The organism is Pseudomonas rhizophila (genome assembly GCF_003033885.1).
Taxonomy (GTDB): Bacteria; Pseudomonadota; Gammaproteobacteria; order Pseudomonadales; family Pseudomonadaceae; genus Aquipseudomonas; species Aquipseudomonas rhizophila.
The window spans coordinates 5,278,764-5,304,818 of the sequence record NZ_CP024081.1 but is presented as its reverse complement, the minus strand read 5'-3'; the positions used below and the strand labels follow the sequence as shown (position 1 = coordinate 5,304,818).

21 protein-coding genes are annotated in these 26,055 nt (G+C 60.7%); 13 read left to right on the top strand and 8 right to left on the bottom strand.

Annotated features, from left to right (window positions below):
- Positions 1-144 precede the first annotated feature (144 nt).
- Both CRX69_RS24630 and CRX69_RS24625 read right to left on the bottom strand, forming a co-directional pair.
- Complete coding sequence (locus CRX69_RS24630; RefSeq protein WP_047228127.1) at positions 145-852, bottom strand: 3'-5' exonuclease; 708 nt, start codon at positions 850-852, stop codon at positions 145-147.
- Positions 849-2,783 (bottom strand): putative nucleotidyltransferase substrate binding domain-containing protein, encoded by a 1,935-nt coding sequence (locus CRX69_RS24625; protein ID WP_305468590.1) that lies wholly within the window; start codon positions 2,781-2,783, stop codon positions 849-851. The genes CRX69_RS24630 and CRX69_RS24625 overlap by 4 nt, the downstream gene beginning before the upstream one ends.
- Before the next feature lie 257 nt (positions 2,784-3,040).
- On the opposite strand from CRX69_RS24625, the gene CRX69_RS24620 reads away from it, so the two are divergent.
- Positions 3,041-3,487, top strand: coding sequence for a response regulator (locus CRX69_RS24620; RefSeq protein WP_047228125.1), 447 nt, complete (start codon positions 3,041-3,043; stop codon positions 3,485-3,487).
- A gap of 126 nt (positions 3,488-3,613) precedes the next feature.
- Here the strand turns inward: CRX69_RS24620 and CRX69_RS24615 are convergent, their stop codons facing one another.
- Positions 3,614-5,791 carry a malate synthase G gene (locus CRX69_RS24615; protein ID WP_047228124.1) on the bottom strand — a complete coding sequence of 726 codons (2,178 nt, stop codon included), beginning with the start codon at positions 5,789-5,791 and terminating at the stop codon, positions 3,614-3,616.
- A gap of 553 nt (positions 5,792-6,344) precedes the next feature.
- Between CRX69_RS24615 and CRX69_RS24610 the strand changes: the two genes are divergently transcribed.
- Positions 6,345-6,863 carry a glycine cleavage system transcriptional repressor gene (locus CRX69_RS24610; protein ID WP_047228123.1) on the top strand — a complete coding sequence of 173 codons (519 nt, stop codon included), beginning with the start codon at positions 6,345-6,347 and terminating at the stop codon, positions 6,861-6,863.
- Positions 6,864-7,080: 217 nt separating this feature from the next.
- Here the strand turns inward: CRX69_RS24610 and rarD are convergent, their stop codons facing one another.
- The 5 genes from rarD to CRX69_RS24585 all read right to left on the bottom strand — a co-directional run bounded on the left by rarD (position 7,081) and on the right by CRX69_RS24585 (position 12,876).
- Positions 7,081-7,968 (bottom strand): EamA family transporter RarD, encoded by an 888-nt coding sequence (gene rarD, locus CRX69_RS24605; protein ID WP_047228122.1) that lies wholly within the window; start codon positions 7,966-7,968, stop codon positions 7,081-7,083.
- A gap of 203 nt (positions 7,969-8,171) precedes the next feature.
- A complete protein-coding gene (locus tag CRX69_RS24600; protein WP_047228121.1) occupies positions 8,172-9,146 on the bottom strand; it encodes a serine/threonine protein kinase in 975 nt (324 codons plus the stop codon).
- Between the two features lie 204 nt (positions 9,147-9,350).
- Positions 9,351-11,246 (bottom strand): PhoX family protein, encoded by a 1,896-nt coding sequence (locus tag CRX69_RS24595; RefSeq protein WP_107323012.1) that lies wholly within the window; start codon positions 11,244-11,246, stop codon positions 9,351-9,353.
- 67 nt (positions 11,247-11,313) lie between these two features.
- On the bottom strand, positions 11,314-12,078 hold the full coding sequence (locus tag CRX69_RS24590; protein ID WP_047228119.1) for a TOBE domain-containing protein: 765 nt from the start codon (positions 12,076-12,078) through the stop codon (positions 11,314-11,316).
- 57 nt (positions 12,079-12,135) lie between these two features.
- The gene (locus CRX69_RS24585; protein WP_107323011.1) at positions 12,136-12,876 is read right to left on the bottom strand and encodes a ComF family protein; all 741 of its coding nucleotides are present in this window, start codon (positions 12,874-12,876) and stop codon (positions 12,136-12,138) included.
- 91 nt (positions 12,877-12,967) lie between these two features.
- On the opposite strand from CRX69_RS24585, the gene bioB reads away from it, so the two are divergent.
- The 11 genes from bioB (at position 12,968) to CRX69_RS24520 (ending at position 26,050) form a co-directional block, all read left to right on the top strand.
- A complete protein-coding gene (gene bioB, locus CRX69_RS24580) occupies positions 12,968-14,023 on the top strand; it encodes a biotin synthase BioB (protein WP_076383416.1) in 1,056 nt (351 codons plus the stop codon).
- Between the two features lie 153 nt (positions 14,024-14,176).
- The gene (gene bioF / locus CRX69_RS24570; protein ID WP_047228116.1) at positions 14,177-15,355 is read left to right on the top strand and encodes an 8-amino-7-oxononanoate synthase; all 1,179 of its coding nucleotides are present in this window, start codon (positions 14,177-14,179) and stop codon (positions 15,353-15,355) included.
- The gene (locus CRX69_RS24565) at positions 15,348-16,079 is read left to right on the top strand and encodes an alpha/beta fold hydrolase (protein WP_076383417.1); all 732 of its coding nucleotides are present in this window, start codon (positions 15,348-15,350) and stop codon (positions 16,077-16,079) included. The genes bioF and CRX69_RS24565 overlap by 8 nt, the downstream gene beginning before the upstream one ends.
- Positions 16,072-16,884 (top strand): malonyl-ACP O-methyltransferase BioC, encoded by an 813-nt coding sequence (gene bioC, locus CRX69_RS24560; RefSeq protein WP_047228114.1) that lies wholly within the window; start codon positions 16,072-16,074, stop codon positions 16,882-16,884. Before CRX69_RS24565 ends, bioC begins: the two co-directional genes overlap by 8 nt.
- The gene (gene bioD, locus CRX69_RS24555; RefSeq protein ID WP_047228113.1) at positions 16,881-17,564 is read left to right on the top strand and encodes a dethiobiotin synthase; all 684 of its coding nucleotides are present in this window, start codon (positions 16,881-16,883) and stop codon (positions 17,562-17,564) included. Before bioC ends, bioD begins: the two co-directional genes overlap by 4 nt.
- Positions 17,565-17,672: 108 nt before the next feature.
- Entirely contained in the window at positions 17,673-17,969 is a 297-nt protein-coding gene (locus CRX69_RS24550; RefSeq protein ID WP_107323009.1) for a pyrroloquinoline quinone biosynthesis protein PqqE, read from the top strand.
- A 275-nt stretch (positions 17,970-18,244) separates the two neighbouring features.
- Entirely contained in the window at positions 18,245-20,050 is a 1,806-nt protein-coding gene (locus CRX69_RS24545) for a phenylacyl-CoA dehydrogenase (protein ID WP_047228111.1), read from the top strand.
- Between the two features lie 334 nt (positions 20,051-20,384).
- The gene (locus CRX69_RS24535) at positions 20,385-21,674 is read left to right on the top strand and encodes a GGDEF domain-containing protein (protein WP_047228110.1); all 1,290 of its coding nucleotides are present in this window, start codon (positions 20,385-20,387) and stop codon (positions 21,672-21,674) included.
- A 91-nt stretch (positions 21,675-21,765) separates the two neighbouring features.
- On the top strand, positions 21,766-23,562 hold the full coding sequence (locus CRX69_RS24530; RefSeq protein ID WP_047228109.1) for an acyl-CoA dehydrogenase C-terminal domain-containing protein: 1,797 nt from the start codon (positions 21,766-21,768) through the stop codon (positions 23,560-23,562).
- A 218-nt stretch (positions 23,563-23,780) separates the two neighbouring features.
- On the top strand, positions 23,781-25,559 hold the full coding sequence (locus CRX69_RS24525; protein WP_076383422.1) for an acyl-CoA dehydrogenase C-terminal domain-containing protein: 1,779 nt from the start codon (positions 23,781-23,783) through the stop codon (positions 25,557-25,559).
- Between the two features lie 332 nt (positions 25,560-25,891).
- Entirely contained in the window at positions 25,892-26,050 is a 159-nt protein-coding gene (locus CRX69_RS24520; RefSeq protein WP_038436734.1) for a YqaE/Pmp3 family membrane protein, read from the top strand.
- The last annotated feature ends 5 nt before the right edge of the window (positions 26,051-26,055 follow it).

The window sequence follows — 26,055 nt, the reverse complement described above, 5'->3', positions numbered from 1 at the left end:
TGGCGCTGGTCGGAGCACGATCCGCGGGTTCAGGTGAGTCTGTAGGAGCAAGGCTTGCCCGCGATGGCATCGCCGGGACTGGCAGCCTGGCCGAGTCGCCTGCATCGCGGGCAAGCCTTGCTCCCACAGGTCAACCACCTTGGGCTAAAGCGAAGGCGCCCGTTGCCGTCGCTTCCATTGGCTCAGGTGCTGTTGCAGCTCAAGCGGGCTATGGATCTGCTGCTGACGGGCACGGCTGAACAGAATGAGCGCCAATTCGGCGGTGGCCAGGGCGTCGGCGCTGGCGTTATGACGGTCGAAGACTTGCAATTTGCACCAGTCGATCCAGTCGTCCAGGCCGGCCTTGCGCAGGTGCGCTTGAGGGCAGAGCATCGGCGCCAGGTCAGCGACATCCAGAAACGAATGCTGCAAGCGATAACCGAGGTAATCCTTCAGTGCTCGCCCCAGCATGTGGGAGTCGAACGGCGCATGAAATGCCAGCAGAGGGCTGTCGCCGACGAATTCCATGAACGCCAGCAGCGCCTCGGCGGGGTCGCTGCCGGCGGCAATTTCACTCGGCGCCAGGCCATGGATCAATACGCTGGGTCCCAGCTTCTGCTTGTCGCACTGCAAGGTGCGTTCGAACTGTTGGCTGAAGTCGATGGCGCCGTCCTCTATGACCACCGCACCGATGGACAGCACCTGATCCTTGTTCAGGTTCAACCCCGTGGTTTCCAGATCCAGCACCACCCAGCGTTGCTCCCTCAGGCTGCATTCACCCAGGGGCGCGGGGGCCGGCAGGCGCTCCAGGCGCTGTTGCACGTCTTCAGGCAACATCGGTTGGACCGGGCGTAACCAGGAAAAAATGCTCACAACTGGTACCTCAGCGTCAGGCTGCTTTGCAGCCGTTGGGCTTGGCGCAGGGATTCGCGCAGAATGCGCCGGTCCAGATGATTAAGGCTGTCGGGGTCGACCCGGTTGGAGTAGGGCAGGTTTTCGCGGGTCTGCAGTTGATGTTGTTGCATGCGGGTTTGCTGGATGAAGTGGTAGGCCTCTTCATAGGCCGCGCCATCGAGCGGTTGGATCACGTCCTTGATGACCAGTTGCCGCAAGCGCTCCAGGGTATTGTTGGCTTCGATGCCATTGGCCAGGGCCAGCAGGCGAGCGCCGTCGACAAAAGGCGTCAGGCCTTGCACTTTCAGGTCCAAGGTGGCTTTTTCGCCGTTCTTGCGGCTGAGCACGAAATCCCTGAAGCGTCCCACCGGTGGACGATGACGCAGCGCGTTCTCGGCCATCATGCGCTGGAACAAACGGTTATCGGCCACCTGTTCGAGCACTTGCTGGCGCAACTGCTCACAGCCTTGCTCATCGCCCCAGACCACCCGCAGGTCGAAATAGATACTCGAGCTCAATAGGTTTTCCGGCGTCGCTTCACGAATGAATGCGGCAAAGCGTCGGGCCCATTCGGCGCGGGACAGGCACAGTTCCGGGTTGCCGGCCATGATGTTGCCCTTGCACAAGGTGAAACCACAGAGGGCCAGGCTCTGGTTGATCTGTTGGGCGATGGGCAGCAGCAGCCCGCGGATCTGCGCCGCATGGGCGGCGTCCCGGGCTTCGAACAGGATGCCGTTGTCCTGGTCGGTGTGCAGGGTCTGCTCGCGCCGGCCTTCACTGCCGAAACACAACCAACTGAACGGCACGCCCGGGTCACCCTTGTCGGCCAGGGTCAGTTCGATGACCCGGCACACGGTGTGGTCGTTGAGCAGTGTGATGATCTGGGTGATCTGAGTCGACGACGCGCCATGGGCCAGCATGCGCTCGACCAATTGACCGATCTCGCCGCGCAGGGCCACCAGGGTCTCGACTTTCGGGGCGCTGCTGATGGTCCGTGCCAGATGCACCAGGTCGACCCGCTGCAGGGAAAACAGATCGCGCTCGGACACCACGCCGCACAAGCGATGGTCCTTGACCAGACAAACATGGGCAATGTGGCGCTCAGTCATGGCGATGGCCGCGTCGAAGGCGCTGTGGTCCGGCGAGAGATAGAAGGGTGTCGGGGTCATGTGCGCGGCGATGGCTTCGGAAAAATCCCCGGAGCCGTCGGCGACCACATGCCGCAGGTCGCGCAGGGTAAAAATCCCTACCGGCGCTTTTTGCTCGTTCACCACCACAATGCTTCCGACCTGCTGTTCGTGCATCAGTTTCACGGCTTCGCGCAGGGGCATGTCGGGGTTGCAACTCACCGGATGACGCATCGCCAGCTCGCCCAGCCGGGTGTTGAGGGAGTATTGGGTGCCGAGGGTTTGCGCGGACTTCTGCTGGACTTGCTGATTGAACTGGTCGAGCAGGCTGCTAACTCCACGCAGCGCGAAATCACGAAACGGGCTCGACAGGGCGAATAGCTTGATGAATGCCTGCTTGTTCAACTGCAGGCAGAAGGTGTCCTCGCCGGCACGGTGTTCGGTGCGCGTGGCCCGCTCGCCCAGCAGCGCGGCAAGGGGGAAGCATTCGCCGGTGGTGATTTCGAAGGTGGTTTCGGTGCCACCTTTTGCCGAATGCGGACGCTCGCCCACGACCCGGCCCTGCTTGACGATATAAAAGTGTTCCACCGTGCCGTCGGCCGGTTTGATGATGGTGTCCCCCGGTGCGTAAAAACGCAGCAGGCATTGCTCCACCAGATAAGCCAGGTGAGCGTTTTCCATTTGGTTGAACGGGGGAAAACGCTGAAGGAATTGCAGCGTTCCCTGGATGTTCTGCAACACCGCGGTTTTCCCAGCCTGGGTAAAGGCGTCCGTTTTTTTCATAACCATGGCGCAGTCTTTTTTGAATTGTTGTGGTCGGATCTGTCCCCATGGTCAACCCCTGAGGGTAGGGTGCCCATTGGACGTAAGTCTAGGTCAACGCAAAAGGCTGGGAACGATAGAAAAATCCCTCGTGTGGTCTATCCGAAGCCTGCAATAAATGTACTTGGAAAAAAATCCGACGAAGTGCACATTGAAGCGACGCAGAACGATGTCTGACCACTGTGCCAGGGGATCGATTAAAGAACGTAGAGAGCATCATGTCCGACCACGATATTTTGAGTGACGCCGAGCGCGAGGCGCTGAGTGCCGTCATGCTGGAACCCGACCTGCCGCCGCAACGAGTCTTGATTGTCGATGACGACAAGGACGCCCGTGAGCTGCTATCGGAAATTCTGGCCCTGGACGGCATTCACTGCATGACCGCCGCCAGCGGTGAAACGGCGCTCAAGTTGCTGGAAACCAAGCCGTCGATTGGCCTATTGATCACTGACTTGCGTATGGGCAATGTCGATGGCCTTGAACTGGTCCGCCTGGTCCGTGAGTCGGAGCGGGCAGCGCTGCCGATCATCCTCGTCTCCGGCGATGCCGACGTGAAGGACGCCATCGAAGCGATGCACCTGAGCGTAGTGGATTTTTTGCTCAAGCCTATTGATACGGAAAAATTGCTGGGTCTGGTCAAGCATGAGCTGGGGATGGATCTTTAAAATTGTCTGTGGGAGCCGATGAATCCCACAATGACTAGAGCATCAGCTAGGGCTTGGTGATTTTGCAATGAAAAAGCCCTGATCTTTCGATCAGGGCTTTTTCTTGTGCTGCGTTTTACCCTTCAATCACAGCCCATTGGCTGCCTTGAACTCGCGACGACGACGGTGCAGCACCGGCTCGGTATAGCCGTTAGGCTGCCGGGTGCCTTCGATCACCAACTCCACTGCCGCCTGGAAGGCGATGTTGCTGTCGAAGTCCGGCGCCAGTGGACGGTACAGCGGGTCGCTGGCGTTCTGGCGGTCCACCACCGGCGCCATGCGCTTGAGGCTTTCCATCACCTGGTCCTGGGTGACGATGCCATGGCGCAGCCAGTTGGCGATGTGCTGGCTGGAAATACGCAGCGTCGCACGGTCTTCCATCAGGCCAATATCGTTGATGTCCGGCACCTTGGAGCAACCTACGCCCTGGTCGATCCAGCGCACCACGTAACCGAGGATGCCCTGGGCATTGTTGTCCAGTTCGTTCCTGATCTGCTCCGGCGTCCAGTTCGGGTTCACGGCCAACGGGATGGTCAGGATGTCGTCCACCGAGGCGCGGGCACGTTGGGCCAGTTCGGCCTGACGGGCGAACACGTCGACCTTGTGATAATGCAGCGCGTGCAGCGCTGCAGCGGTCGGCGACGGAACCCACGCGGTGTTGGCACCGGCCATGGGATGAGCGATTTTCTGCTCCAGCATCGCTGCCATCAGGTCCGGCATGGCCCACATGCCCTTGCCGATCTGTGCGCGACCCTGCAGGCCGGTGCTCAGGCCGATATCGACGTTCCAATTCTCATACGCGGCGATCCACTTCTCGGCTTTCATATCAGCCTTGCGCACCATCGGGCCGGCTTCCATGGAGGTGTGGATTTCGTCGCCGGTGCGGTCCAGGAAGCCGGTGTTGATGAACACCACGCGTTCACTGGCGGCCTTGATGCAGGCCTTGAGGTTGACCGTGGTCCGGCGCTCCTCGTCCATGATCCCGACCTTGAGGGTGTTGCGCGGCAGGTTCAGCACGTCCTCGACGCGACCGAACAGTTCGTTGGTGAACGCCGCTTCTTCCGGCCCGTGCATCTTCGGCTTGACGATGTACACCGAGCCGGTACGGCTGTTGCGGCGCGAAGTATTGCCGTTGAGGCTGTGGATTGCCGCCAGGCTGGTGACCAGGCCATCCAGGATGCCTTCCGGTACTTCCTGACCGTCCTTGTCCAGGATCGCGTCGATAGTCATCAGATGACCGACGTTGCGCACGAACAGGAGCGAGCGGCCATGCAGGGTCAGGCCCGAACCGTCGACCGTCGTGTACGCACGATCGGGGTTCATGGTGCGGGTAAACGTCTGACCGCCCTTGGCGACCTGTTCCGACAGATCGCCCTTCATCAGGCCGAGCCAGTTACGGTAGATCACCACTTTGTCATCGGCATCGACGGCGGCGACCGAGTCTTCGCAGTCCATGATGGTGGTCAGCGCCGCTTCCATCAGGATGTCTTTGACGCCGGCGGCATCGGTCTGGCCGACGGGGGTGCTGGCGTCGATCTGGATTTCAAAGTGCAGGCCGTTGTGCTTCAACAGCACGGTGGTCGGTGCCGAAGCGTCGCCCTGGAAACCGATCAGTTGCGCGTCGTCACGCAGGCCGCTGTTGCTGCCGCCCTTGAGGGCAACCACCAGTTTGCCATCGACGATCTTGTAAGCGGTGGAATCGACATGGGAGCCGGCGGCCAACGGCGCGGCTTCGTCGAGGAAGGCGCGGGCAAAGGCAATGACCTTGTCGCCGCGTACCTTGTTGTAGCCTTTGCCTTTCTCCGCGCCGTCGGCTTCGCTGATGGCATCGGTGCCGTACAGCGCGTCGTACAAAGAACCCCAGCGGGCGTTCGAGGCATTGAGGGCGAAGCGGGCATTCATCACCGGCACGACCAGTTGCGGGCCGGCCATGCGGGCGATTTCGTCATCGACATTTTGCGTCGTGGCCTGGAAATCCGCCGCTTCTGGCAGCAGATAACCGATGTCTTGCAGGAAGGCTTTGTAAGCCACGGCGTCGTGGGCCTGGCCGGCACGGGCCTGGTGCCAGGCATCGATCTGTGCCTGGAAATCGTCGCGTTTGGCGAGTAGGGCTTTGTTCTTCGGGGCCAGGTCGTGGATGACTTTGTCGGCACCGGCCCAGAACGCATCGGCGGTGAGGCCGGTTCCGGGGATAGCTTCGTTATTCACGAAGTCGAACAGGACTTTGGCGACCCGCAGGCCACCGACTTGAACGTGTTCAGTCATTGCTTGCCTCACTCTGCTCAGCTATTTCGCTTTTCAGCTCTTCGATTTTGACAATGAAGCCTCGGGACATTTAAACCACAAACCCCGGAACCAGTACATGCCATCGTTGGCGGCTGGGTGGGACCTGTCACGGGCGTTAAGCCTTGCTGACGGGGCTTTCAGGGATGCGACCGCGCCTTGAACAGTCATTGGTCCAACATTATGTAGTGCGCGCTGCGGCATACTACATGATCAATTGCGGTTGTGAAAATTAGACTAATTGCGTCGTTCCGCGACCCACTAAAGTGTTACGGTCACGACGAGGCACGGGATGTTCTCAAAAAACGTATGGATTGTTCCATATAAATCTTGATCTTTGTACACGATGTATCTGGTTTCATCCTGTGGGAGCAGAGCTTGCTGCGATACAGGTGCCCTGGTTTCAGAAGGACCGAGTTGTTTTCATCGCGAGCAAGCTTTGCTCCCACAGAGGCGAGGTTTATATCTTTAGGGCACCAGCCTGTCCGCGACCACCTGCCTATACTCTTCTTTCCACAACAAGAGGGCTCGCGCCATGGACCATCTCGTCATCACTGTTTTCGCCCCGGACAAGCCCGGGTTGGTCGAGCAGATCGCCCTTTGCATCGCCGAGCACGGCGGTAACTGGCTGGAAAGCCGCATGTCCCGTCTGGCGGGACAATTTGCCGGGATCCTGCGCCTAAGCGTTCCGGCTGAATCCCATGATGAATTGATCGAAGCCTTGCAAGGCCTGTCGGCCCACAACATCCGCGTGCTGATCGCCGAGGGCATCGTCGAAGAGTCCTGCACTTGGAAGCCTATCGCGATGGAGCTGGTGGGTAATGATCGCCCGGGGATCGTGCGCGACATCACGCGCTTGCTGAGTGAGCAGGGCGTCAACGTCGAGCGACTGGTCACGGACGTGCGGCCGGCGCCGATGAGCAGCGAGTTGCTGTTTCATGCCGAAGCGATCCTCGGGGTGCCGGTGACCTTGTCCCTGGACACTTTGCAGGAACGTTTGGAAACCCTGGCCGATGAGTTGATGGTGGAGCTGAAACTCAGCGACGAGAACTGATACGGGTTATCCAAGGAAAAACTGCGCCTGCCTGTGGATAACCTGTAGAGACACCTCGCCAGCCCACGTCCGCCGGGCGCTGGCGGGATATGATTAAAAAATCACCAGTTTTCAAGGGCTTGTGCACAAACGGCGGGGATCACGCTGTGGATAACCTTGGGAAGGATAAGCGCAGGCCACGCCAGACGTGGCCTGTGGAGGTTCGTACGTTTTTTGATCAGTTGCGCCGGCGCATGCTGATCACGGCATCGACGCTATACACCGCAAGCCCAGCCCAGATAAACAGGAACGCCACCAATGTGCTGGACGACAGATGCTCACCGAACAGCAGTACGGCGAGCAACAACACCAGCGTCGGTGCGATGTACTGGAGGAACCCGAGGGTGGTGTAGGGCAAATGCCGCGCCGCAGCGTTAAAGCACACCAACGGCACCAGCGTCACGGGCCCGGCCGCCACCAGCCACCAGGCTTCGGAGGTGGTCCAGAAAACGGCTTGGGCGCTGGTAGCCGCCGGGTTGAACAACAACCAAGCAATGGCGATCGGCACCAGCATCCAGGTTTCCACTACCAGTCCGGGTAAAGCCTTGACCGGCGCCTGCTTGCGGATCAGCCCATAAAAGCCGAAGGTCAGCGCCAGCACCAGCGACACCCAAGGCAGGCTGCCCACTTGCCAGACCTGCTGCGCCACACCGACCGCGGCCAACCCCACCGCCAGCCACTGCATGCGCCGCAGCCGTTCACCCAGGATCAACATGCCGAGCAATACGTTCACCAGCGGGTTGATGTAGTACCCCAGGCTCGCTTCGAGCATGCGCTCGTTGTTCACCGCCCAGACATAGGTCAGCCAGTTGGCCGCGATCAACGTACCGCTCAGGGCCAGGATTGCCAGCCGCTGTGGATTGTCCCGCAGTTCGCGCCACCAGCCCGGGTGTTTCCAGACCATCAGCAACGCCGCGCCGAACAGCGCTGACCACAGCACCCGGTGGATGATGATCTCCACGGACGGCACATTGGCGATGGCTTTGAAATAGATCGGGAACAGACCCCAGATGATGTAGGCACTCAGGCCCAGGATATACCCGCGACGCGGGTTGGCGGCTTGCATGCAGAATCCTTGCTTAGGCAGCTAACAAAAGAGTGATTGTAAGGAGATTTGTCAGATTGTGCTGTGAACCTTTATGAGCGCCATCGCCGGCCCCTGTGGGAGCGAGCCCGCTCGCGATGACGATGGCCCATTCAACATGGATATCGACTGACCTACCGCGATCGCGAGCAGGCTCGCTCCCACAGGGGGGCGGCAGTGGCAAATCAGAACAACTTCAACGGCTCCTCATTGAGCGCCGCCAGTTGCTCGCGCAACGCCAACACCTGGTCGCCCCAGTAGCGTTCGCTGCCGAACCACGGGAAGCTGCGCGGGAACGCCGGATCGTCCCAACGGCGCGCCAGCCAGGCGCTGTAGTGCATCAGGCGCAAGGCCCGCAGAGGCTCGATCAAGGCCAGTTCACGCGGGTCAAAGTCATGAAACTCGCGGTAGCCGTCCATCAATTCCGACAACTGCCCCAGGCATTCCTGGCGATCACCGGCGAGCATCATCCACAAATCCTGTACCGCCGGGCCCATGCGGCAGTCGTCCAGGTCGACGATATGAAAAACCTCGTCGCGGCACATCATGTTGCCGGGGTGGCAGTCGCCGTGCATGCGGATGTTCTGGTGAGGCGTGGCGGCATAAACCTCTTCAACCCGTTTGAGCAGGTCCCGGGCCACCGACTCGTAGGCCGGAAGCAGGCTGCGGGGTACGAAACCGCTTTGCAGCACGGTGGCCAGCGAATCGTGGCCGAAGTTTTTCACGCCCAACGCTTCACGATGCTCGAACGGACGGGTCGACCCGACCGCGTGCAGACGCCCGAGCAATTGCCCCAGGCGATAGAGTTGGTCGAGGTTGCCCGGCTCAGGCGCGCGGCCGCCGCGCCGGGGAAACAGGGTGAAACGAAACCCGGCGTGTTCGTGCAGACTGACGCCGTTGTGAATCAGCGGCGCTACCACCGGCACGTCGCATTCGGCCAGTTCGAAGGTGAAGCGGTGCTCTTCCAGAATCGCTTCGTTGGTCCAGCGCTGAGGGCGATAGAACTTGGCGATCAGCGGCTCGGCGTCTTCGATACCCACCTGATAGACACGGTTTTCATAGCTGTTGAGGGCCAGCACACGGGCGTCGCTGAGCAAGCCCATGCTTTCAACGGCATCGAGCACCAGGTCGGGTGTGAGGGTTTCAAACGGATGGGACATGCTGACTCCTGCGCAGCGGCAGGGCTGCCGCGTCCGGCCCAGCATGGTAGCGCAGACGGAGGGAGATAGGTGACGGCTGTCGGTGATCGTTCCCACGCTCTGCGTGGGAACGCCTCATGTGACGCTCCGCGTTACTCTTTGGGACGCGGAGCGTCCCTGGCTGCATCCCCACGCAGAGCGTGGGAACGATCAGCGTGAGGGCTATCAGGCGCCGATGACCCCGCCATCCTCACGAGTAATCACCATCACCGACGACCGCGGCTTACCGTTGGGCAGGTGCTCAGGGAACGTCGAGCTGCCGCTGGGATGCTGGATGCCGACGAACAGGGTTTTGTAGTCTGGCGAGAAGCTGATGCCGGTCACTTCGCAACCCACCGGCCCGACCAGGAATCGACGGATTTCGCCACTGTCGGGGTCGGCGCAGAGCATCTGGTTGTTGCCCATGCCGGCGAAGTCCCCGGTATTGCTGAAATCACCGTCGGTCTGAATCCACAGCCGCCCGGCCTTGTCGAAGCCCAGGCCATCGGGGCTGTTGAACATGTTCTGGGCGTTGATGTTGGACGAGCCGGCTTTCGGCGTGCCGGCGTGTACCGCCGGGTTGCCGGCGACCACGAACAGATCCCAGGAGAAGGTCTTGGAGGCATGATCGTCGCGGTCGGTGCGCCAGCGCAGGATCTGCCCGTAGACGTTCTTGGCCCGAGGGTTTGGCCCTTCCACCGGTTGACCGGCATCACCGCGCTTGGAGTTGTTGGTCAGGGTGCAATAGACCTGGCCGTCCTTGGGGCTGACCACGATCCACTCGGGGCGGTCCATGCGCGTGGCGCCAACGGCACTGGCGGCCAGGCGCGCATGGATCAGCACTTCGGCCTGGTCAGCGAAACCGCTGCTGGCGTCGATGCCGTTCTTGCCGTGGGTCAGCTCGATCCACTGGCCCTTGCCTTTGGGGTGGTCCGGGTTGCCGTCGCCGGCATCGAAGCGCGCCACATACAAGGTGCCGTGGTCCAGCAGGTTGCGGTTGGCTTTGGCATTGCGATGGTTGATGCGCTCGCGGCTGACGAACTTGTAGATGAATTCGCCGCGCTCGTCATCGCCCATGTACACCACGGCGCGACCGTCATTGGTCTGCGCGAGGGCGGCGTTTTCGTGTTTGAAACGGCCCAGAGCAGTGCGTTTTACCGGGGTGGATTGCGGGTCGAACGGATCGATTTCCACCACCCAGCCATGGCGATTGAGTTCGTTGGGGTTCTTCGCCAGATCAAAACGCGGGTCGTGCAGGTGCCAGTTGATTTCACTGCTGGTGACAGTGGCGCCATAGCGTTTTTGTGCCGCGTCGAACTGCAGGTCCGCCTTGCTGCTGCCGAAGCAGTCAGTGAAGTTCTCTTCGCAGGTCAGGTACGTGCCCCACGGCGTCATGCCGTTGGCGCAGTTCTGGAAAGTCCCCAGCACTTTTTTGCCGCTCTTGTCGGCGCTGGTTTTCAGCAGGTCGTGGCCGGCTGCCGGACCACGCAGGCGAATCGGCGTGTTGCCGTGGATCCGGCGGTTGTAGCGCGATTCCTGGACGAACTGCCACTGGCCGCGACGACGCTGGATCTCGATCACCGACACGCCTTCGGCGGCTTGGGCCTTGCGCACGTCTTCGGCCGACTGCGGCTGGCCGCCGTGAGGGAACAGGTATTGGTAGTTGGTGTACTCGTTGTTGATCGCCATCAGCGCCCGGTTCTTGTCGCCGGGGAATTCGAACAGGCTCATGCCGTCGGTGTTGTCGCCAAACTGCTCTTCCTGAGCGCGGGCTGTTCCATTGCCACTGGGGTCGAACGCCGGTGCATTTTTGCGCAGTGGCTGGCCCCAACTGATCAGCACCGAGGCTTTGTAGCCCGGAGGCAGGGTAATGGTGTCGGCCGTGGCGGCGGCGATGCTTTTAAAGCCCAGCAGCTTGCTGTTGCCTTCGCTCACGGCGGCGGCCAGCACGCTGCGGCTCAGCAGGTTGCCGCCCAGGAACATCGCCGCGCCGCACAGGGCGCCGGCGCTGATGAAGCTTCGACGGCTCAGGCCGACGATCTTTTCCAGGTCGGTGGATTGGTTTTCTTCTAATAGGCTCATCATCAGGCTCCCTGCTGGTTTTGGCAGTCACCTTAAAGCGGGTCGATGAAACTATTGTTGCAGCGCGCTACAGCGGTGTGCCGAGCAGCACATTTGTCGGTGAAAACGCGACGTGCACCGCAGAACCGGTAGCCAGGTTTCGCTCATGCAATTGGAGCGGATCGGCCAGGGCGCACAATGTCTGGCCGTTGGGCAGGCCGATACGCACTTCACTGGGGCCGTCTTCGGCGGCGGCAACCTGCTCGATCACGCCGCGCAACGTGTTGATTCCCGATTGCTCCGCTGACTCGATGGGGTGCAACTCCAACCAGCCGGCCTTGATCAGGGCCACCACTTCGGTGCCGATAGCCAGCTCCAGACGTAAGGTGCTGTCATGGGTGATTTGCGCCTCGATGACCAGACCCCGGGCCAGTTCCAGGCGTACCCGGTCATTGTGGCCCTGGGCCTCGATCCCCAGGACTTTGCCATGCAGTTGATTGCGCGCGCTGGTGCGCAGCATCAAGCGACTGAGCAGGCCCAGATCCCCGGCGTCCTCGCTGGCTTCCAGTAACTGCGCCTGCAGCGCTTGCAAGCGCTGATACAGACGCAGCACGCGTTGCCCCTCCTCTGACAGCTTGGCGCCGCCACCGCCCCTGCCGCCGACGCTGCGTTCCACCAGCGGCTGGTCCGCCAGGTTATTCAACTCGTCGATGGCATCCCACGCCGCCTTGTAGCTCAGGCCCGCGCTCTTGGCGGCGCGGGTGATCGAGCCTTGTTCGGCAATGTGCTGCAACAAGGCGATGCGTTGTGGGCGCCGGACGATGTGCTGGGTCAGGAGCGGGGGCAATGACATGATGGAGAACTGCGCCAAGGAATCATGAGCGGACGTTGGCGCCTCGCAGGCGGCGCGTCAAGCCGGCTCACCGGGTTTCGGCGTGCGGGCCAGGCAATACACATCGACCCGGGCGGCGCCGGCATCCAATAGTAGGCGAGCCAGCGCCTGGGCTGTGGCGCCGGTCGTGAGCACATCGTCGACCAACGCCAGATGACGGTTGCCGAGCACGGCGTCGGGTGTGATGGCAAAGGCTTGACGCAGGTTTCGGCGCCGGGCCCTGGCATCGAGTGCCTGCTGGGCGGGGGTGTCCAGGACGCGCCGCAGCAATTGTTCTTCGCAAGGGATCTTCAATGTCGCGCTGAGCCAGCGTGCAAGCATCGAGGCCTGATTGAAACCCCGTTGACGCAAGCGCCGATTGGCAAGCGGTACTGGCACCAGTGCGTCGGGTGGCTCCAGTCCTTCATTGAAGTGATGCTGCAGGGACTGCGCCAGCAGTTCGCCCATCAACCGACCGAGCGGCCATTTGGCCTGATGTTTGAAACGTGCGATCAGGCTGTCGATAGGAAAGTCGTAGGCCCATGGCGCCAGGACCCGCTCGAAGGCTGGCGGTTGAGTGGCGCACTGGCCACAACGCAGCCCGGCCATGGGCAGTGGCAAGGCGCAGATACTGCACTGGTCACCGAGCCAGGGCAGTTCGCTCTCGCAGGGGGTGCAAATGGGTTGGGGCGTATCGGTGGTTTCGCCACACAACAGACAAGATTGTTTGTTTTTTAACCAGATGTAAACCGCCCCATCGTATCGTGGTTGACAGCGCATGACTCTTCCTTAAATATGCCGAACATCCGTGTCGCGCCTGTGGGTATTCCATGTCCCCAGGTGCCAGCCAAGCATAATCAAGGAAATGCCCATGAGCGCCAGCACCACTGCCAACCTGCGTCATGACTGGTCTTTGGCCGAAGTCAAAGCTCTCTTCGTCCAGCCCTTCAATGACCTGTTGTTCCAGGCGCAGACCGTGCACCGCGCGCATTTCGACGCCAACCGCGTCCAGGTGTCCACGCTGCTGTCGATCAAGACCGGCGCCTGCCCGGAAGATTGCAAATATTGTCCGCAGTCCGGCCACTACAACACCGGGCTGGAAAAAGAAAAGTTGCTGGAAGTGCAGAAAGTCCTCGAAGAGGCCGCCCGTGCCAAGGCCATCGGCTCGACCCGTTTCTGCATGGGCGCGGCGTGGAAGCATCCGTCGGCCAAGGACATGCCTTATGTGCTGGAGATGGTCAAAGGCGTGAAGGCCATGGGCCTGGAGACCTGCATGACCCTGGGCCGCCTCGATCAGGACCAGACCCAGGCCCTGGCCCAGGCCGGCCTGGACTACTACAACCACAACCTCGACACGTCGCCGGAGTTCTACGGCAGCATCATCACCACTCGTACCTACAGCGAGCGTCTGCAAACCCTGGCTTACGTGCGAGATTCGGGGATGAAGATCTGCTCCGGCGGCATCCTGGGCATGGGCGAGTCCCTGGACGATCGCGCCAACCTGCTGATCCAGCTGGCGAACCTGCCGGAGCATCCGGAATCGGTGCCGATCAACATGCTGGTAAAAGTCGCCGGCACGCCATTGGAAAACGCCGAAGACGTCGACCCGTTCGATTTCATTCGCATGCTCGCCGTAGCGCGGATCCTGATGCCCCAGTCCCATGTACGCCTGTCCGCCGGCCGCGAAGCGATGAACGAACAGATGCAGGCCCTGGCATTTTTCGCCGGTGCCAACTCGATTTTTTATGGCGACAAACTCCTGACCACCGCCAACCCGCAAGCCGACAAGGACATGCAACTGTTCGCTCGCCTGGGCATCCAGCCGGAGGCCCGCGAAGAGCATGCTGATGAAGTGCATCAGGCGGCTATTGAACAGGCGCTGGTGGAGCAGAAGAGCAGCGAGCAGTTCTACAACGCCGCCCTCTGAGCTGACGCAAAAAAAATGTGGGAACGAGCCTGCTCGCGATGGCGATGGAGCATTCAACATTTATGTTGACTGGCACGCCGCTATCGCGAGCAGGCTCGCTCCCACAGGGGGATCTCCTCCAGTCTTTAAATAGCGGTTCACCCCGAGGCCTGCATGCCCTTCGATCTCGCCGCACGCCTGACTGCCCGTCGTGCCGAAAACCTCTATCGCCAGCGCCCGCTGCTCGAAAGCCCACAGGGGCCAGAGGTGGTGGTGGACGGCCAGCCGCTGCTGGCGTTCTGCAACAATGATTACCTGGGCCTGGCCAATCATCCGCAAGTGATCGAAGCCTGGCGCGCCGGTGCGGCGCGATGGGGAGTGGGTGGCGGTGCTTCCCATCTGGTGATCGGCCACAGCGGGCCTCATCATGCCCTGGAAGAAGCCCTGGCTGACTTGACTGGCCGCCCGCGGGCACTGCTGTTCACCACTGGCTACATGGCCAACCTTGGCGCTGTCACCGCATTGGTGGGGCAGGGTGATACGGTGCTGGAGGATCGACTCAACCACGCTTCGTTGCTCGACGCCGGGTTGCTGTCCGGCGCGCGCTTCAACCGTTATCTGCACAACGATGCCCAGAGCCTGGCCAACCGTCTGGAGAAAGCCACCGGCAATACGTTGGTGGTTACCGATGGTGTGTTCAGCATGGACGGTGACATCGCCGATCTGCCGGCCCTGGCCCGTGCAGCCAGGGCCAAGGGCGCCTGGCTGATGGTCGATGATGCCCACGGTTTCGGCCCGTTGGGGGCCAATGGCGGCGGGATCGTCGAACATTTTGGCCTGAGCCAGGATGACGTGCCGGTATTGGTCGGCACCCTGGGCAAAGCCTTCGGTACTGCCGGTGCTTTTGTCGCCGGCAGTGAAGACCTGATCGAAAGCCTGATCCAGTTCGCTCGTCCCTACATCTACACCACCAGTCAACCGCCGGCTCTGGCCTGCGCTACGCTCAAGAGCCTTGAGCTGCTGCGCAGCGAGCATTGGCGGCGCGAACATTTGCAGGTGCTGATCCGCCAGTTTCGCCACGGTGCCGAGCAGATCGGCCTGCAATTGATGGACAGTTTCACGCCGATTCAGCCGATCCTGATCGGCGATGCGGGGCGGGCGATGCGCTTGTCGCAGATGCTGCGTGAGCGGGGACTGATGGTCACTGCGATCCGCCCACCCACCGTGCCGGCCGGCAGCGCTCGTCTGCGCGTGACCTTGACCGCCGCTCACAGTGAGGCTCAGGTGCAGCTACTGCTGGAGGCATTGGCCGAGTGTTTTGCACAACTGGGACCGGAGCCAAGCCATGCGTGATCGACTGATATTGCTGCCTGGTTGGGGCTTGGGCGTTTCCCCGCTGGAGCCTCTGGCGGCTGCGCTGCAAGGGCTCGATGAACATCTGCGGGTCGAGATCGAGCCGTTGCCGGCACTGACCTCAAGCGACCTCAATGAATGGCTCGATGAGCTGGATGCCACATTGCCCCAGGATGCCTGGTTGGGTGGCTGGTCGCTGGGCGGCATGCTGGCCGGCGAGCTGGCGGCGCGTCGGGGCGAGCGCTGTTGCGGCTTGTTGACCCTGGCGAGCAACCCTTCTTTCGTGGCCCACGATCAATGGCCGAGCGCGATGGCCGGTGAAACCTTTGATGGGTTTCTCGCCGGGTGCGCCGCCGACCCGCGCCAGACCCTCAAGCGCTTCAGTTTGTTATGTGCCCAGGGTTGCAGCGATCCGCGCGGCTTGTCGCGATTGTTGCTGGCGGGTGCGCCTGTCACTTCGCCCGATGTGTTGATGGCCGGGCTCGAGCTGCTGGCGCAACTGGATACCCGCGCCGCCTTGCAGGGCTTCGGCGGCCCGCAGCTCCACGTGTTTGCCGGGCTCGACGCCCTGGTACCGGCTGAGGCAGCGGGTGAATTGCTGGTGTTGCTGCCCGATGTTGAAATCGGTCTGATCGAACAGACCGGCCACGGATTCCCTCTGGAAGACCCCCACGGTGTGGCGGGGGCGATTCAGGCTTTTTTGCATGAGTCCGATGATGACTGATTTGTCTGTTGCCAAATTGCCCGGTGCCTTGCCGGACAAGCGCCAGGTGGCGGCCTCGTTTTCCCGGGCGGCGACCAGTTACGACAGCGTGGCCGAGCTGCAGCGCGACGTAGGCCAGCAGTTGCTGGACCGGCTGCCTGCTTCGATCATGCCTGAGCGCTGGATGGACCTGGGTTGTGGCACCGGCTATTTCACGCGGGCGCTGGGTACGCGCTTCGGCGAGGTGACCGGGTTGGCGCTGGATATCGCCGAAGGTATGCTCAACCATGCTCGCCCTCAGGGCGGGGCTGCGCACTTTATAGCCGGTGATGCCGAGCGGTTGCCCTTGCAGGCCTCCAGCTGCGATCTGGTGTTCTCTAGCCTGGCGGTGCAGTGGTGCGCGGATTTTGCCTCGGTGTTGAACGAAGTCCATCGGGTTTTGAAACCCGGTGGCGTGTTTGCCTTTACAAGCCTTTGCGTCGGCACGTTGTACGAACTGCGCGACAGCTGGCGTCAGGTGGATGGCCTGGTGCACGTCAACCGTTTTCGCGGGTTCGAAACGTATCAACAGCTATGTGAGGCCAGCGGGCTGAACGTTATCAGCCTGGAAAACCGTCCCCATGTGATGTATTACCCGGACGTGCGCGGTCTGACCCATGAATTGAAAGCCCTCGGCGCCCACAATCTGAACCCCGGCCGGCCCGGCGGGTTGACGGGCAGGGCGCGGATCCTCGCACTGGTTGACGCTTACGAACAGTTTCGTCAGGTACAGGGTTTGCCCGCGACCTACCGGGTGGTTTACGCCGTGCTGGAGAAACCGCTATGAGCCAGGCTTATTTCATCACCGGTACCGACACCGACGTGGGCAAAACCACCGTCGCGGCTGGCCTGCTGCATGCTGCGCGACAGGCTGGCATGAGCACCGCCGCGGGTAAGCCCGTGGCCTCTGGTTGTGAAGTAACGCCCAAGGGCCTGCGCAACGCCGATGCCTTGGCGCTGTTGGCCGAATGCTCGGTGCCGCTTGAGTATGCCCAGGTCAATCCGGTGGCGTTCGAGCCGGCCATCGCGCCTCACCTGGCCGCTCGGGAAGCCGGCGTGGCCTTGACTGTGCAATCGTTGCTGGGGCCGATGCGTGAAGTGTTGGCCTTGGAGGCCGATTTCACTCTGATCGAAGGCGCGGGCGGCTGGCGCGTTCCGCTGGCCGATCAGGACAACCTCTCGGACTTGGCGATGGCGCTGGGGCTACCGGTGATCCTGGTGGTGGGCGTGCGCCTGGGCTGCATCAGCCACGCCCTGTTGACCGCCGAGGCCATCGCCCGGGACGGCCTGCAACTGGCGGGTTGGGTGGCCAATATCATCGACCCCAAGACATCGCGGCTGGAAGAAAATCTGGCGACCCTGGCCGAACGCCTGCCGGCGCCGTGCTTGGGGCGTGTGCCGAGAATCAAGGGCATCACCGCCGAAGCCGTGGCTGCGCATCTGCACCTGGATTTGCTGGACTACTAAGGTTTTCACTATGACAAGGCACTGTGCCATTAGTGTTTTTGTCGGGCCTTTTCCCCAGGCTTCTGTTTCAATGTCCGCTGTCTACCCTTCAAGAAGACGAGTTCTGCCATGGAAATCTCAGGAAATACCGCGTTCTATGCCGGTCTGAGCACTATTCAGACAGGGCAGAACCGTGTCGATCAGGCCTCTAGCCAGATTGCCAACAATACGATCGAGCGTTCGGTCACCAGCCAGTCGTCCGAACTGCAAGCCGATCGCTTGCGGTCGGTGGATCGCAGCCAGCAATCGGACTTGGCCAGCAACATGGTTGAAATGTCCCAGGGCAAATTTCAGGTCGAACTGGGCGTGAACGTGGCCAAGGCTTCCGATGAAATGCTCGGTACGTTGATCGACACTTTCGTCTGATTCTCTACTTCAGGTTTGTCAAAACGCCGCGATTATTCGCGGCGTTTTCGTCTCTAACTCCTTCTGGCTCAACTAATCTTTTCCTACGGACGCTGTGAGTGTTTCGCTGCGGTGAATTGCTGTGCCTGGGATTTTTTCAGGGACGATGACGAACGGCAAAAGATCGACGCTTGACAAGATTTAGGCGTAAACGTATGTTTCAAACAACTGTTTGACCGTCACAACAAATCCATGCGGTCGTTCATTCCCGGTTACATCAGCAGAGGTTTATCGCTATGCCTGACTACAAGGCCCCCTTGCGTGATATTCGCTTCGTTCGTGACGAACTGCTTGGCTATGAAGCGCACTATCAGAGCCTTCCGGCTTGCCAGGACGCAACGCCAGACATGGTTGACGCCATTCTTGAAGAAGGCGCCAAGTTTTGTGAGCAGGTGCTGGCGCCGCTGAACCGTGTGGGCGACATCGAGGGCTGCACCTGGAGTGAATCCGGTGTGAAGACCCCGAGCGGCTTCAAGGAAGCCTACAAGCAATTCGTCGAAGGCGGCTGGCCAAGCCTGGCCCACGACGTTGAGCATGGTGGTCAAGGCCTGCCGGAGTCCCTGGGCCTGGCGGTCAGCGAGATGGTCGGCGAAGCCAACTGGTCGTGGGGCATGTACCCAGGCCTGTCCCATGGCGCGATGAACACTATTTCCGAGCACGGTACGCCCGAGCAGCAAGAGGCCTACCTGACCAAGCTGGTTTCCGGCGAATGGACCGGGACCATGTGCCTGACCGAGCCGCACTGCGGCACTGACCTGGGCATGCTGCGCACCAAGGCCGAGCCTCAGGCCGACGGTTCGTACAAGGTCAGCGGCACCAAGATCTTCATTTCGGCCGGCGAACACGACATGGCCGACAACATCGTCCATATCGTTCTGGCACGCCTGCCGGACGCTCCGGCCGGTACCAAAGGTATTTCGCTGTTCATCGTTCCTAAGTTCCTGCCTAACGCCGACGGCTCCATCGGTCAGCGCAATGCGGTGAGCTGCGGTTCGCTGGAACACAAGATGGGCATCCACGGCAACGCCACTTGCGTGATGAACTTTGACGCGGCCACCGGTTTCCTGATTGGCCCGGCGAACAAAGGCTTGAACTGCATGTTCACCTTCATGAACACCGCACGCCTGGGCACCGCGCTGCAAGGCCTGGCTCACGCCGAAATCGGCTTCCAGGGCGGCCTGAAGTACGCCCGTGACCGTCTGCAAATGCGTTCCCTGACTGGCCCGAAAGCGCCGGACAAGGCTGCCGACCCGATCATCGTGCACCCCGACGTGCGTCGCATGCTGCTGACCATGAAGGCCTTCGCCGAAGGTAACCGGGCGATGGTTTACTTCACTGCCAAGCAAGTGGACATCGTCAAGTACGGCGTCGATGAAGAAGAGAAGAAAAAAGCCGATGCACTGCTGGCGTTCATGACGCCGATCGCCAAGGCGTTCATGACTGAAGTCGGCTTCGAATCGGCCAACCACGGCGTGCAGATTTATGGCGGTCACGGTTTCATCGCCGAGTGGGGCATGGAGCAGAACGTTCGCGACAGCCGCATTTCGATGCTGTACGAAGGCACCACCGGCATCCAGGCCCTCGACCTGCTGGGCCGCAAAGTGCTGATGACCCAGGGCGAAGCGCTCAAGGGCTTCACCAAGATCGTTCACAAGTTCTGCCAAAGCAACGAAGGCAACGACGCGGTCAAAGAGTTCGTAGAACCTCTGGCTGCGCTGAACAAGGAATGGGGCGAGCTGACCATGAAGGTCGGTATGGCGGCCATGAAAGACCGCGAAGAAGTTGGCGCGGCCTCGGTGGATTACCTGATGTACTCCGGTTACGCCTGCCTGGCCTACTTCTGGGCTGACATGGCGCGCCTGGCGGCGGAAAAACTCGCCGCCGGCACCACCGAAGAAGCTTTCTACACCGCCAAGCTGCAGACCGCGCGCTTCTACTTCCAGCGCATCCTGCCACGCACCCGCACTCACGTGGCAACCATGTTGTCGGGCGCCAACAACCTGATGGACATGAAAGAAGAAGACTTCGCACTGGGTTACTAAGCCTTACGCGGTTCTTCTAAAAAAGCCGCTGCTTCCTTCGGGAGCAGCGGCTTTTTTGCGCCTGACCGCAACCCCTGTGGGAGCGAGCCTGCTCGCGATGACGGCGGCATATCCAACATCATTGTGGGCTGACCCACCGCTATCGCGAGCAGGCTCGCTCCCACAGGAGTTGTTGGCAATCGTGGAGCAACATTCATCCAACAAAGCCCTAAGAAAACATCCCCCCCTGCCGTTACAAGGATGGCAGTGTGACATCTGTCACATCTCGCGTGCCTTAATGCCCCAGTAGCAGGCACAATGCCATCTTTGATCAGCCGGGTCGGAGCTTTTACCCTTGCCGCGTTCTTCCGCTGTACGTCTCAGTCATTTCCTACCGTCATTGGTGCTATTGCTGGCGGGGCTTGCGGCTGCCTACGTCAAGGATCTCAATGTCTTTTTCACCTCCCTGTTCAACGTTCTTCCTACATTGGTGTTGTTGCTCGGAGGGGCGTACTGCGCCGTTTACCGACGTCAGCGTGAGCTGTTTCTGATGATCACGGTGTACATCGCCTATTTCCTGCTGGACACCCAGACCGACTTCTATCGCGACAACGGCAAGGTGCGCGATGACGCAGCGGTGGTGTTTCACCTCGTCTGCCTGTTGTTGCCGCTGTTATTTGGCCTGTTCGCCGCGTGGCAGGAGCGGACTCATTTGTTCCAGGACATGGTGGCGCGGTTCGCGGTGCTGCTGATCTTTGGAAGCGTGGCGCTGGCCCTGGAGCAAAGTTTTCCCCAGGCACTGCTGTTGTGGCTTTCGGAGATCCGCTGGCCAGCATTGCACGGTGCCTGGATGAGCCTGATCCAGTTGTCCTACCCGGTGTTCATCGCCGCCTTTGTGTTGCTGGCCTGGCAATACTGGCGCCATCCGCGACCGTTGCATGCCGCGCAATTGGTGGGTTTGCTCGGCGTGTTCTGGATGTTGCCCAAGACCTTCATCCTGCCATTCACCCTGAACATCATGTGCAGCCAGGTGATGCTGATGATCGCGGCGGCGGTCGCCCACGAGGCTTATCAGATGGCGTTCCGTGACGAACTGACCGGCCTGCCGGGGCGTCGGGCACTGAATGAGCGCATGCAGCGCCTGGGTCGCAATTATGTCTTGGCGATGAGCGACGTGGACCATTTCAAGAAATTCAATGACACCCACGGCCACGACGTGGGCGACCAGGTGTTGCGTCTGGTCGCCAGCAAACTGTCGAAAATCAGCGGTGGCGGTAGGGCTTATCGCTACGGTGGAGAGGAATTTGCGCTGGTATTCGCAGGAAAAACCATCGAAGAGTGCATGCCTCATCTGGAAGTCATTCGCGAATCCATCGCGAACTACAGCATCCAGCTACGCAATCCCGACAGTCGTCCCCAGGATGATCAACAAGGTCGCCAGCGTCGTGCCGGTGCCGGGGCATCCAGTGTATCGGTGACGGTCAGCATCGGTGTGGCCGAGCGCATCGAACAGCGCACCCCCGAAGAAGTGCTCAAATCCGCTGACCAGGCTCTCTACAACGCCAAGGGAGCCGGGCGTAACTGTGTGATTGCCTATGGGCAGAACCGTCGCGGTGCGGTGCGCATGGAAGCGGCCGCGGGTTGAGTGATGATGGCGCATTCAGCGTCTGGACTGTGATTGTGAGCCTCGGTGGCCGGCAGTAGGTTTGAACGACCTGTTACCGGAGAAGACCACCATGCCCGAGTACAAAGCCCCGCTGCGCGACATGCGCTTTCTGATCGATCACGTCTTCGATTTCCCTGGCCGCTATGCCGAACTGGGCGCCAGCGATGCCAGCCCGGACATGGTCAGCGCGATCCTCGAGGAAGGCGCCAGGTTCTGTGAGAATGTGCTGGCGCCGCTCAATCGCTCCGGTGACGAAGAAGGCTGCCATTTCGACAACGGCGTGGTCACCACGCCTACAGGTTTCAAGCAGGCGTTCGCACAGTACGTAGAGGGCGGCTGGCACGGGCTGGCGGCGGACCCGACTTACGGCGGCCAAGGATTGCCCAGTTCCCTGGGCCTGGTCATCAGCGAAATGGTCGGCTCCAGCAACACCTCCTGGGGCATGTACCCGGGCCTGACCCATGGTGCGATGTCGGCCATTCATGCCCACGGCACCGAAGAGCAGAAACAGGCCTACCTCACCAAGCTCACGGCCGGTCAATGGACCGGCACGATGTGCCTCACCGAAGCCCATTGCGGCACGGACCTGGGCATCATCAAGACCCGAGCCTTGCCTCAGGCCGATGGCAGCTACGCGATTACCGGCAGCAAGATTTTCATTTCCGCCGGCGAACACGACATGAGCGACAACATCATTCACTTGGTGCTCGCCAAACTGCCGGATGCGCCTGCCGGGACCAAAGGTATCTCGCTGTTCATCGTGCCCAAGTTCCTGCCAGACGCCAGTGGCGAAGCGGGACCGCGCAATGGCGTCTCCTGCGGCTCGATCGAGCACAAGATGGGCATCAAGGCGTCCGCCACCTGCGTGCTTAATTTCGACGGGGCCAAGGGATTCTTGATCGGCGAGCCGAACAAGGGCCTGAACTGCATGTTCACCATGATGAACCATGCCCGGCTGGGCACCGGCATGCAGGGTCTGTGCCTCGGGGAAGCGAGCTTCCAGGGCGCGATCAAATATGCCAACGACCGTTTGCAGATGCGCTCGCTGACCGGCCCCAAGGCGCCGGAAAAAGCCGCCGATCCGATCATCGTCCACCCCGATGTGCGCCGGATGTTGCTGACCATGAAAGCCTTCAACGAGGGCAACCGGGCGCTGACTTACTTCACCGCGCAACTGCTGGATATCGCACACCTGAGCAGCGACGAAACCGCCCGCCAGGAGGCCGAAGACCTGCTGGCGTTCCTCACCCCGATCTGCAAGGCTTTCATGACCGATACTGGCCTGGAAGTAACCAACCACGGCATGCAGGTGTTTGGCGGCCATGGTTTCATTCGTGAGTGGGGCATGGAACAGCTGGTGCGCGACTGCCGTATTGCGCCGATCTATGAAGGCACCAACGGCATCCAGGCCTTGGATCTATTGGGGCGCAAGGTGCTGGGCAGCCAGGGCAAGTTGCTGCGAGGGTTCACCAAAATCGTCCATAAGTTCTGCGCCGCCAACGCTGAACATCCACAGCTCAAGGATTACGTCGCGCAACTCAACGGGCTCAACCAGCAATGGGGCGAACTGACCACCCGGGTTGGCATGGCGGCCATGAAGAACCCCGATGAAGTCGGCGCCGCTTCGGTGGACTATCTGATGTACAGCGGTTACATCATCCTGGCCTATCTGTGGTTGCGCATGGCGTTGGTGGCCCAGGCGCAACTGGATGCAGGCGAAGGTGATGCGGATTTCTGCCGGGGCAAACTGGCGACCTGTGAGTTTTACTTCAAGCGCCTGCTGCCAAGGACCGCTGCCCATCGGGCCGCGGTGGAGGCGGGGAGCGATTGCTTGATGAAGCTGCCGGCGGAGTTGTTTGCCCTCTGATGTGAGGGGGACAAAGATCGCAGGCTTCGCCAGCGCCTACAGAAGTGCGCATATTCCCTGTAGGAACTGGCGAAGCCTGCGATCTTTTCTTTGGTGACTAAAAATAACAAAACAGTCACCGGCTGACCCTATGTGTCGCAAAAGTTGTTGGGGTACACTCAGGCCACTGCAAAACCGTTTTCTTACGAACCAATTGTTTAGATCTTGCGAGGTTTGCCATGGCTGACTACAAAGCGCCCCTGCGCGATATGCGCTTCGTCCTCAATGAAGTGTTCGAGGTCGCGAAGCTCTGGGCTCAACTGCCGGCGCTGGCCGAGACCGTAGACGCTGAAACCGTCGAGGCGATCCTTGAGGAAGCCGGCAAAGTCACCAGCAAAAGCGTTGCCCCCCTCAGCCGTGCAGCTGACGAAGAAGGTTGCCACTGGGCTGACGGTGCCGTCACCACGCCAGCCGGTTTCCCACAGGCCTACAAGACTTACGCTGAAGGCGGCTGGGTCGGTGTCGGTGGTGATCCGACCTACGGCGGCATGGGCATGCCCAAGGCTGTTTCGGCTCAGGTCGAAGAAATGGTCAACTCCGCCAGCCTGTCCTTCGGCCTGTACCCCATGCTGACCGCCGGGGCTTGCCTGTCGATCAATGCTCACGCCAGTGAAGAGCTGAAAGCAGCCTACCTGCCGAACATGTACGCCGGCGTCTGGGCCGGTTCCATGTGCCTGACCGAGCCGCATGCCGGTACGGACCTGGGCATCATTCGCACCAAGGCCGAACCTCAGGCCGACGGTTCCTACAAGGTCAGCGGCACCAAGATCTTCATTACTGGCGGCGAACACGATCTCACCGAAAACATCATCCACCTGGTGCTGGCAAAGTTGCCGGACGCACCGGCAGGCCCGAAAGGCATCTCGCTGTTCCTGGTGCCCAAGTTCATGGTTAACGCCGACGGCAGCCTGGGGGCGCGTAACGCGGCCAATTGCGGGTCGATCGAACACAAGATGGGCATCCAGGCGTCCGCCACCTGTGTGATGAACTTTGACGACGCCGTGGGTTATCTGGTCGGCGAGCCGAACAAAGGCCTGGCGGCGATGTTCACCATGATGAACTACGAGCGTTTGGGTGTGGGTATCCAGGGCCTGGCCACCGGTGAGCGCTCCTACCAGAACGCCATCGAATATGCCCGTGACCGCCTGCAAAGTCGTTCGCCAACCGGCGCGCAGAACAAAGACAAAGTCGCTGACCCGATCATCGTCCACCCGGACGTGCGTCGGATGTTGCTAACCATGAAAGCCTCGAACGAAGGTGGCCGGGCATTTTCCACCTACGTGGCGATGCAACTGGACACCGCCAAGTTCAGCGAAGACCCGGCCACCCGCAAGCGTGCCGAAGATCTGGTGGCTTTGCTGACCCCGGTGGCGAAGGCGTTCCTGACTGATCTGGGACTGGAAACCACTGTCCATGGCCAGCAGATTTTCGGCGGCCACGGCTACATTCGCGAATGGGGTCAGGAGCAACTGGTGCGTGACGTGCGCATCACCCAGATCTACGAAGGCACCAACGGTATCCAGGCGCTGGACCTGGTAGGTCGCAAGATCGTCGGCAGTGGCGGGGTGTTCTACAAGCTGTTCGCTGACGAAATCCGCCACTTCACGGCTACCGCGAGCAGTGATCTGGCCGAGTTCACCAAGCCGTTGAACGACGCTGTCGGTACGCTGGATGAACTGACCGAATGGCTGCTGGACCGGGCGAAAAGCAACCCGAACGAAATCGGCGCGGCTTCGGTGGAATACCTCCAGGCGTTCGGCTACACCGCCTACGCCTATATGTGGGCACTGATGGCCAAAGCGGCCTTGGGCAAAGAAGCGCAGGATGACTTCTATGCGAGCAAACTGGGCACGGCGCGGTTCTACTTCGCCCGTTTGCTGCCGCGCATCCACTCCCTGAGTGCCTCGGTGAAGGCGGGTAGCGAGTCACTGTTCCTGCTGGACGCTGGGCAGTTTTGAAATCTGACGACGTGTAAGCAAATGCTTACACGTCGTGCTGGCGTTTTCCCTCTATCGGCGGATTGGATCCAGAGCTAATCTACTTCACATGGACGTCGCGCAGGATGCGCAAAGCAAAAACACGGACACGTAGGATTCTGCCAGGATGGCGGAGCGAAATGGATGTCAGGGAAACAGTCTGCAAAGCCCCGCTTCGGCGGGGTTTTCTTTTGTCCGCGTTTTTATCTTCCCGCGCTTTATCCCTTCTGGATGGCTTCGCACTGAACCCTGACGAGCGGTCGGGTGTCCATGTGCTATATGGCAATGTGGCCATCGCCAATCAGGAGTCATCCATGGATATCATTCGAATCATCATCGCCATCCTGCTGCCGCCATTGGGTGTGTTTCTGCAAGTGGGCTTCGGCGGGGCATTCTGGCTCAACATCCTGCTGACTCTGTTGGGTTACATCCCGGGTATCGTGCATGCGGTGTACATCATCGCCAAGCGCTGAATTTG